Origin of the sequence: Pseudomonas sp. NBRC 111138 (assembly GCF_001320835.1) — a bacterium.
GTDB classification, from domain to species: domain Bacteria; phylum Pseudomonadota; class Gammaproteobacteria; order Pseudomonadales; family Pseudomonadaceae; genus Aquipseudomonas; species Aquipseudomonas paracarnis.
Genome location: NZ_BCBO01000163.1, coordinates 1 through 9240, shown reverse-complemented (window position 1 = coordinate 9240; position 9240 = coordinate 1). Strand labels below are relative to the sequence as shown.

Here is a 9240-nt window from a genome sequence, read left to right as displayed (position 1 = left end):
CTGCTGATAACGTGCCCAGCTGATCAGGATCACCGCATTGAACAGCGCGATCCACAGGTAAACCTGCAAGGTGTTGAGCGCAGCAAAGATAGGCGCCTCGATGCGTGGGCCGCCGTGGGTTTCAAGCATGGCGCTGATGCCTCGCGCCAGCAGCCAGATCAACCCACCCCAGGCCAGCAGGGTCAGCAGCACATCGACGATCCACATCAGTGTGTTTTGGCGAGTTCTGACCAGTTTCATGATCACGCCTCCTCTTGTGCAGGTTTGATACCGCGGTCCGGGCTGACCCAGCGTGCGCGTTTCTGATGCTGGTTGAACAACACCTTGGGAAAGCTGACCAGGGTGGTGAGCAGGCTGACCAGCCAGAACACCATCGGGTACCACACGGTCCAGAACAGGGTTTTCCACAGGTCTTTTTCGTAGCGCCGGTCGATCAGGATGCTCACCGCAAACTGCAGCAGGCACACCATCGCCAGCACCAGCCCGGTGAACGCGGGCGGCACCAAAGAGCTCACGGTGATCGCCGCCGGCAGCGTGACGAATTTACCCACGGCCCAGAAGATCACCGACAGCAGGAAGGTGAAGGCCCAGCCGGTGGACAGGCAGTATTCGAACAACAGCGGCCACAGGTAGCGGTGGCGCCATTGCCAGATGCCACGGATGTTCTTGAACAGCACTTCGGCGCCGCCCTGGGCCCAACGCAGGCGTTGCTTCCACAGGCCGCCGACGGTTTCGGGCATGAGGATCCAGCATAGGGCGCGCGGCTCGTAGAAGATCGCCCAGTGATCGAGTTGCAGCTTCCAACTGACATCGATGTCCTCGGTGATCATGTCGGTGCTCCAGTAGTCGATGCGGTCCAGGGCCTTCTTGCGAAACGCCACCACCACACCGGAGACCGTGAAGATCCGACCGAATACCCGCTGGGTACGCTTGATCAAACCGATGATCGAGGAGAACTCGCCCACCTGCACCCGGCCGATCAGGGTCGAGCGGGTACGAATGCGCGGGTTGCCGGTGACGGCCCCCAGGCGCGGGTTGTCGAGCATCGGCGCGACCATGTAGGCGGCCGCGTTTTTGTCGAGCAAGGCATCGCCGTCGATGCACACCAGGTATTCGCTGCGGGCGGCCACGGCGCCCATGCGCAGGGCCACGGCTTTGCCCTGGTTCTGCGCCAGGTGCAGCACGCGCAAGCGCGGGTGTTGCAACGCCAGGGCATCGAGAACTGCGGCGGTGTTGTCGCTGGAGCCGTCGTTGACCGCGATCACTTCGATGTTCGGGTACAACTGGCCGAGGGCCGCGCCAATGGTGTCAGCGACGTTATCGCCCTCGTTGTAGCAAGGGATGATGATCGAGATCAGCGGCTCGCCGGCCAGGGTCGGCGCCGGCGTGTCTTCTTTCCACGGCCAGTGGCGTTCCCAGTGCAGCCAGAAATACAGGCCACCGGCTATCCATAGTGCCGACATGAACAACGGGTAGAAGAACACGAAGTCCATCAGGAACTGCCCGGTCACCAGGAAGATCAGGCCCAGGGGCAAGCCCAGTACCAGTGCCAACACGAATAGAGCCAGGATTCTGTCAACCATGATCAAGGGTTCCATTGGTTGGAGAGGGCCGGACGAATAGTTTTCAAGTCCGGGGAGTTTTCCAGGAAGTTGTCCGGGTAGTAGCCGAAACTGGTGACGCCCTGGCGTTTGAGTACACCCATCCACTCTGCCAATTGCTCAGCGCTGATATCCGGTGCGGCCTGGGTGCGCCAGTCTTTGGCTTGCAATTCGAAGATGGTTTTTTCCATGGCGCCGGGGCGCGCCTTGACCGTGGCGATGAGTTTTTCCAGCCAGGCGTTGGAGGTCTTCACTTCCTGGCCTTCCATCAACGGCATCGCCATCGGCGCGGTCCAGTCGTAGGCCTGGAGGAAGTCATCAAGGTTCTGCGCGAACCAGGTTTCGCTGCCAGGGTTGAGCATCGGCTCGGCGAAGATATTGCGCGCGGTGAGTACCTGCGGCCCACGGATAGCGCGGACCTTGGCGGTGAGCTCATGGGTGAAGTCGATCAGGTAGCGGCTTTTGAAACGGGTCCAGCGCTGCATCACGGCCGGGTCGGCACGCAGGGCGGCGATGGTGTCCGGCAGGCCTTGGGCCGCATAGGCCTTGAGCGCTGCGGGGCTGGCGTCTTCGAAGTCGTTGAACACCGCATCATCGTGATAAAGGATGCCGTCAATCGGCCCTACACGCGCCAGGTCTTGGTAGATCTCACCGATGACCTGCCGCACCTTGGGATCAAACGGCGACAGGCGTTTGTATTGATCCGGGTCGGGGCCGACCTGGCCGGTTTCCGGGTCCCAACGGGTCACACGCGGCAGCTTGGGGTCCAGGGCAAAACTCAGCACCGGCATCCAGGCGTACACACTGGCATGGGCACGGGTGTGCAACTGCCAGGCGACACGGTTGAAAAGATCGGCCCGCATCGGCAGGTGACGGTTAGGGAAGTACAGCGAATGCACCAGGCCGTCGCCCTTGGGGTCGGCGAAGGCTTGCAGGAACACGGTGCCAGCACCCATGTCCACCACGCGCTGAACCAGCACGTCGAGGTTGCGTGCCTGCTGGGCCGGGTCGGGGTCGTACACGTTGTCCAGGTCTACGTGCAGCACGCGCATCGGCGCTTTGGTCTGCACGGCGACCATGCTGTTGGCAAAATGCTCGCCGTCCGGGTCTGAGGCCACCAGAAAGCGTGGGCTGTTCATCAGGTTGCCGAGGTCGTCGAGCCCGTCTTCCAGGGTCAGCGCCATCTCGTAGCCGTGCTCGCCGACCACCGCCAACGAGGTGCCATCGGCGGCCCCGTACGGCCACACCCATACACGCGGCGCCTTGCCGGTGACGGTTCGGATTTTGTTCGAAATCGCGGCGACGTCAGCCCGCATACGCGCCTGGAACTGCGCTTCGCTTTCGTAGCCGTTGGTTTTGGGGTCAAAACTTCGCGTGGTGGCGGCCGGTTCCAGGTTGCCCTGGGGGTTGGCCAGGATGCCTTTGTGATTGGCGTCGGTGTGGGCGGCGATTTCCACCAGGCCAGACTGCGACACCTCGCGAATCTGCTGCCACGTCAGGAACTCTCCCCGTGGTCGTGGCGTACCGGCAAAATCCACCGGTTGGTTCAACGGCGTGTCGATCCAGGACCCCACCGGTGCCAGCAATGCAGGCCAGTGGTAGGCACGCAGAATCGGCATCACGCGGGTGTAGAAGCTGGAATAACCGTCATCGAAGCTGAGCATCACCGCCTTGGGCGGCAATGCCGGGCCGCCGCGCCGGGCTGCCAGGATCTGGTCGACGCTGACCGCCTGGTAGCCGTTTTCACGCAGCCACGCCAGCTGCTCGACCAAACGCTCGGTGCGCACCGCCACCACGGCTTGATCGGGGTCGCGATCTTCTACGTCGTGATAGGCAATGCCCAAAAAGTGGTTCTTCGGCCACGGCGCTTCGTTGGGCGCTATCGGCCGTTCGGCGGGTGGGGTGTAGGGCGCGGGTTGTTGGGCGCAGGCGGCGGCCAGCATTACACCCAGGACCAACAAGCAACGGCTGAGGACGGTCATGGTCAGGCTCTTTTAGAAACGGTAAGTGAGGTCGACGAGCAGGCGCAGATCGCGTTCGCGATCACCGTCATAAGGTCGGCTGATCAGGCTGAGGTTGGCGCCCATTTCCAGTACGTCATTCCAGCGATAGCGTTGGCCGTAGCCAATCAGGCCAATACCGCCGGTGGAGTAGTCACGCTGGCTGTAGGTACCCGCGCCGATTTGGAACTGCTGACTCCACTGGGTTTCGTAGCGGTGATAGAGCACGTGATTGACGTTGATCATGGGCAACACCGTGAAGTCCGACTTCGGGTTGAAGTACACGGTGTCTTCCTTGCTGTTGCGGCTGGCGCCCACTTCCAGGCCCAGGTCCACTTGCACATGGGGCGAGCTGTAGAGGCCCTCGCGGCCGGTGAGCAATGCTTCGAAGCGGTCGTTGCCGTCGCTGAAATGGGACGGGCTGAGGGTCAGTTTCCACTCGCGGCTTTCGTTGGCGCGCCAGCGGATAAAACCGCTGCCGCCGTTGGCTGTGACACCGTCATTCAGGGCCCGCAACGGCGTGGTGCTGAGCAAATAGCCAAGGCTGCCGCCGTATTGCCAGTGGTCGTTGATGTCGCGGGCAATCGACACGCTGGCGCCTTGCTTGGAACCGTCGCCATAGGAATGGTTGGACACTTCGGCTTCGATGGTCATGTCACGGGTGCGACGCTCCACGCCCACGCGCTGCCAGCGATGTTGGCCAGTGCCCTCCTGGAAGTCGGCGGTGGCATAGCCGGCACCGGCGAACAGGCGCCAGTCTTCGTCGATGGGAGGCGTGTAGATCACGCTTTCAATGCCCCAGTCTCGGCTGCCGGAGACGGCACCAGCGTCGTTGTTATTGCCGCCACCGTAGCTCTTGCCGGTGTAGGCCTCGACACGCAACTCGGCCATGTCGTGCACATCGCGCAGGCGGCTCAGGCGCTGCACCTGACGGTTGTCCGGGTTACGGGCGAGCACGTCGTCGGTGAGCGCGTCCATCTGCCGCCATTCTTGCAAGTCCATGGCGGTATAGGCTTGGGAGACTTCCAGGCCGATATCGCGGGGAGCCTGGGTTTCAGTTTCCTTGAGCGTGCCTTCGGCGCGACGCGGCCAGTCGCGGGCGCGGTACATGTCGGCCTGGGCCAGGCGCAGGCCCACATTGCCCGGTGCCTTGGCCACCAAGGCTTCCAGGCTGGCTTCGCTGCCGGGCAGGTCACCGCCATAGGTACCGGCCTGGGCGGACAATTGTTGGGCGTCCATCCAGTTGTCATTGGGGTTGCCAATGGGCAAGCCCTTGAGCTCAACGCGGGGGTTTTGCTCCTTGGCCAGGTTGTTGGCGACCTGGCGGGCCTCTTCGACCTTGTCGCTTTCCAACAAGGCGTAGAACAGCGCCGTGCTGTCATCGACCCGATAGCTGGCATCGGTGTCGGGGGCGGTGAGTACCTGGCGGTACAACGGCTCGGCCTTTTCCGGCTGGCGCTGTTCCAGGTAAGAGCCGGCAACCCAACGCAACGCGTAGGTAGGCAGTTGCACGCCTTCGCCAGTGAGGGTCTGGTAATCGCGGATCACCTCGGCATGCCGTGCTCGCGCTTTGAGCGCGCCCAGGCGGTCAATGCGCCAGCGGATGACGTCGTCCTTGGCTGTGGCGTCCGGCGCCCAGCGACTGATCAGTTTGTCGTAGTCCTGCAGGGCACGGTCTGCGATGACGTAGCGTTCCTTCTCGCTGCGTGTGGCGAACTCAGCCATGCGCACACGCTCGGCGGCAAGGTCACCTTCGAGGCGGCGCTGGGTGACTGCGTCCACCAGCCCCAGGCGCTTGGCCGAGAGGCGCAGTGCCGGCTCCGGCAGCCGCGCCTTTTGCAGGGCAACGATGTATTCACGCGCCACTTCGGGTTTATCGCCCGCCCGGATAAAGGCTTGGTCGAACTCGAACAGCGCGTCGTAGTTCAGGCCGGCACGTGTCAGCGCATATCCCAGGGCCATGCGACGGTTGGGGTCATTGGGTTGCGCCGCCACCAGCGTGCGCAGGCGTTGCACCGCTTCGTTGGCTTTGCCGCCATCGGCCTGGGTGAGGGCCTGGCCCAGTTGCAGGTCGACGTTATTGGGTTCACGCAGCAGCGCCTGGCGATAGACCGCTTCGGCCTGAGCCCACTGCTTTTGATTGCGATAAGTGCGCGCCACCGTGGCGAGTGCCTGGGTGGTGAGGTTGCGATGCTTGCCTTGCGCCTCGTAAACCTTGAGCACTTCAGCATCTTGCCCGGCCCAGCCGGCGATCACCAGGTGGTCGCTGACCTGGCCTGGGGTCTGGCGTTCGGCGGAGAGTTGGCGAAGTTGGGTCAGCGCCGGCGTGAAGTGACCGTTGCGGGCCTGGATGATCAGGGCGTCGTAGGCAGGGTCGGCAAATGCAAGGCCTGGGACCAGCAATTGGCTGCACAGTGCGGCTCCGATAAGCAGACGCAACCGGCCTGAGGCACTGTAGGGGTGGTTTCGCAGCATGTCGTGAGCTTCCTTACACACGGAAAGCTCTAACGATAGATGGTCCTGAGCGAAACGCTTCAGGGTGTCGGCGTCTCGGGACCCGACCTAGCTTTCCTGTAGGAACTATCCCTTAGGGAAGTAGGGGGAAGCACAATTCAGAACAATTGTTCAGAATTGTACGACCGCGATTTTTTGCCCTCACACAAAACAAAAGTGGGAGCCGGGTTTGTGTGGGAGCCGGGCTTGCCCGCGATGCAGGCACCTCGGTCGTCCAGCCAGACCGGGGCGATGCTATCGCAGGCAAGCCAGCTCCCACACAAGCCAGCTCCCACATTTTTTTATCGCATTTCAGGTTTATTGGGCGCCGCTGACCGCACCGGCTTTGGACATCACAAAGCTGAGGAACTGCTCAACGGTCATCTTCTGGCCGTTGAAGGTCACCTCGTTGTTGGCGTAGTGCAGCTTGGAAACCACGTCGGTGCCCACCAGGGTCGCCAGTTGAGTACCGACCGCCATGCTGCTGACCATCTCAGCCGCCATCTGCGATTGCTGTTCGATGGCTTGCGGGTCGGTCACGCCGCCCACCTGGGCTTGCAGGGCCGCCACGTCGCTGATCATCGGCTTGGACAGGGTCAGGTTGGCATCCAGCAGCGAGACCATTTGCTTGCCCAGTTCAACCGGCGGCAGCTCCATGGACGTTGGCTTGGCCAGGTCCACCACCAGGTTGAACTTGCTTTCGCCACGGGTGGTTTTGAGCGACAGGTTTTCCACGGCCAGTTGCGGCTTGGCGGCCAGCACCTGGTTGACGTTGGCTTCCGCAAGGGCTTGCTCGGCTTCGGTCATTTGCAGCTCCGGCACCGGTTGACCGGCAGCAGCGGCAGCTTGCACCGGTTGCATCTTGTCCTGGTAGAGCTTGGTCAGCACCAGCATCGCCGGAATGTCGACGTTCTTCATGCTCACGGCCATGGCGGCCGAACCGACTGCTTTGCCCTGGTAGCCGATCTCGTCGATCTTGTAGTCGACGCGGCCAGCCAGGTTGTTGTCCTTGGTTTCGCTGGAGTCTTTCTGCTCGAAACCCTTGAGGGTCAGCACGGCTTTCTGCGGGCCGAAGGTGACCTTGGTGTCGGTCAGCTCCACGGTGTTCTGGCCGGTGTAGAAACCGAAGGTGGTTTTTTCCAGGTTGCTGGCGACGGTCAGGCCGGCCAGCTCCGCTTCGAACGGTGCGCCTTCGGCGTCCACTGCGGCAACCTTGAGGCTGTTCATGAAGCCTTCGGCCTTGACCTTCTGGCCTTCGGCGCTGCTGTCGAAGTTGAGGTTGGCGCCGGAGAAGCTCACCGAGGAAGTGGCGTCCTTGAACTCCAGGGGCAGCAATTCGATGTTGCCGCTGACCGAACGGCTATAGCCGATATTCGCCACGCCTTTGAGCGGCGACACGTCTTTGCTGGCGGCGAACCATTTTTCGGTGGTGGGGTTCTTTTCCAGTTCGTAGTGACTGGTGGCCATGACCGGCAACCACTTGAGGGTCACCAGGCGCGAGAACGGCAGCGGGCCGTGTTCGATATGGTCGACGAACAGCAATTCGGGGTTCGGGTTGTCTTCGCCGAACACGCTGCCTTGGCCCTTGAGGCGATAGTGCGCGGTGCTGCTGAACACGCCACGGTCCAGGGACACCAGCTCCAGGGTCACGCTGCCATCGACGCCGGCCATGGAGGTCTGCAGTTCTTTATTGGCGCTCTGGATAGCGGTTTGCAGGACCGGCTCCAGTTGTTTACCGGTGTACCAGGCACCGCCCGCACTGACGGCGCCGACGGCGACAACAAAACCCAAGAAAACAACGGCTGGCTTATTCATGAAGTGACCTGATCAAATCCTGTGAGAAGTGGGCTGTCTTCCTTGAACCCTGTAGGGGTTCCTGTAGGAGCGAGCGTGCTCGCGAACAACGCATGGGCACCGCGTTCATTCAGAATGCCCGCGTTATCGTTGGCGTCTTTCGCGAGCAAGCTCGCTCCTACAGTCGTGGCCCGTGTGGCCAAAGGCTGGGGAAGATTAGCACTGGCGGGCGTAAACGGCCCAACCTTTCAGAGGGATCAGTTCAGCAGGAGTTCAGGAGTACTCCTGTTCGACTTCATCCAGTTGGTGATCAAAACTCTTCAAGCGTGCGGTCCAGGTGTACACCAGCACCTCGAACTCGCGATGTATCACGGCATTGCCGGGGGTGTCGGCCTTGGGGTCGCAAAAGTCCAGCTGGTAGCGCTCGCGGGCCATTTGCGTGGCCACGTCGGACAATTCCCGCGCGTTATCCAGCCAGTGCCTACCGTCGGCAACCTGCCGATCCAGCAGCACACATTGTTTTTTCAGGATTTCGAGGCTTTTTTCCAGCGGCGTGCCGGTGAGGTCGCCCATGACTTCCTGGAACGTGCGCCCCGGCTGCCAGTAACTGCCCCAGAAATAGCGATCGAACACGGTTTCGACACGGCGCAGGGCGACCTTGGTGTCCCAGATCGCCACGCGGGTCTTGCCCTGTTCGAGGAGTTTTTTCTTCACGCGCTGGTTTTGATACGACGCCCAGGCCACCACGCCGATGGACAAGGTGCCGATCACCAGGCAGGCGCTGTCGAGGAACACCATGGCCTTGTCGAGTTGATGGGCGAGCATGACGCCGTAAAAATACGCGGCCGATAACAAAACCAGTGCGAAGAGCACGCACCAGAAAGCGGGAGCATAAGGGTTTTTCATTCTTGGAATCCCCATGAGCAAACGCGAGCTTTGTCGGGTGAGGCGCCAGCGGGCCTCACCCAAGAAAGCATAGCAATCACCTCACGGTTTGCCGGGTTTTTCCCCTTGCGTTCGTCCGCTTTCCCAACCGCCGCCCAGGGCCAGGAACAGGTCGATCTGGCTCATGGCAACCTGGGTGTTGGCCGCCGCCAGTTGCGCACGCATATCGGTGTAGGTGCGCGTGGCTTGCAGGTCGGCCAGGAAGGATTCGCGGCCGGCCTGGAAGAAGCGATGGGTCTGGCCGGCGGCTTCTCGCGCCGACTGTTCGGCGTCGGCCAGGGCGTCGCGGCGTTGCAACACGGCGGTGTATTGGGCCAGGCCGGTCTGGGTTTCGCGGATGGCGTTGAGCACCACGCCGTCGAAGTGGGCCAGGGCGCCCTGGGTCGCGGCTTCAGCTTCATGCACGC

Annotated in this window: 7 protein-coding genes; all 7 read right to left on the bottom strand. The window is 62.0% G+C overall.

Annotated elements, in window-relative coordinates:
* The coding region (gene pgaD, locus APH41_RS26710) for a poly-beta-1,6-N-acetyl-D-glucosamine biosynthesis protein PgaD (protein ID WP_082430509.1) at positions 1–240 on the bottom strand (240 nt) is incomplete at its 3' end.
* Between the two features lie 2 nt (positions 241–242).
* Positions 243–1583, bottom strand: a complete 1341-nt coding sequence (gene pgaC, locus APH41_RS26705) for a poly-beta-1,6-N-acetyl-D-glucosamine synthase (protein ID WP_054896841.1) — start codon at positions 1581–1583, stop codon at positions 243–245.
* A 2-nt stretch (positions 1584–1585) separates the two neighbouring features.
* Complete coding sequence (gene pgaB / locus APH41_RS26700; protein ID WP_054922460.1) at positions 1586–3583, bottom strand: poly-beta-1,6-N-acetyl-D-glucosamine N-deacetylase PgaB; 1998 nt, start codon at positions 3581–3583, stop codon at positions 1586–1588.
* Between the two features lie 12 nt (positions 3584–3595).
* Positions 3596–6076 carry a poly-beta-1,6 N-acetyl-D-glucosamine export porin PgaA gene (gene pgaA, locus APH41_RS26695; RefSeq protein ID WP_054922458.1) on the bottom strand — a complete coding sequence of 827 codons (2481 nt, stop codon included), beginning with the start codon at positions 6074–6076 and terminating at the stop codon, positions 3596–3598.
* Positions 6077–6412: 336 nt separating this feature from the next.
* Positions 6413–7909: a YdgA family protein gene (locus APH41_RS26690; protein WP_034125427.1), complete on the bottom strand. Its 1497-nt coding sequence runs from the start codon at positions 7907–7909 to the stop codon at positions 6413–6415.
* Positions 7910–8161: 252 nt separating this feature from the next.
* The gene (locus APH41_RS26685) at positions 8162–8794 is read right to left on the bottom strand and encodes a hypothetical protein (protein WP_054896844.1); all 633 of its coding nucleotides are present in this window, start codon (positions 8792–8794) and stop codon (positions 8162–8164) included.
* 81 nt (positions 8795–8875) lie between these two features.
* The coding region (locus APH41_RS26680; RefSeq protein WP_177333601.1) for a TolC family protein at positions 8876–9240 on the bottom strand (365 nt) is incomplete at its 5' end.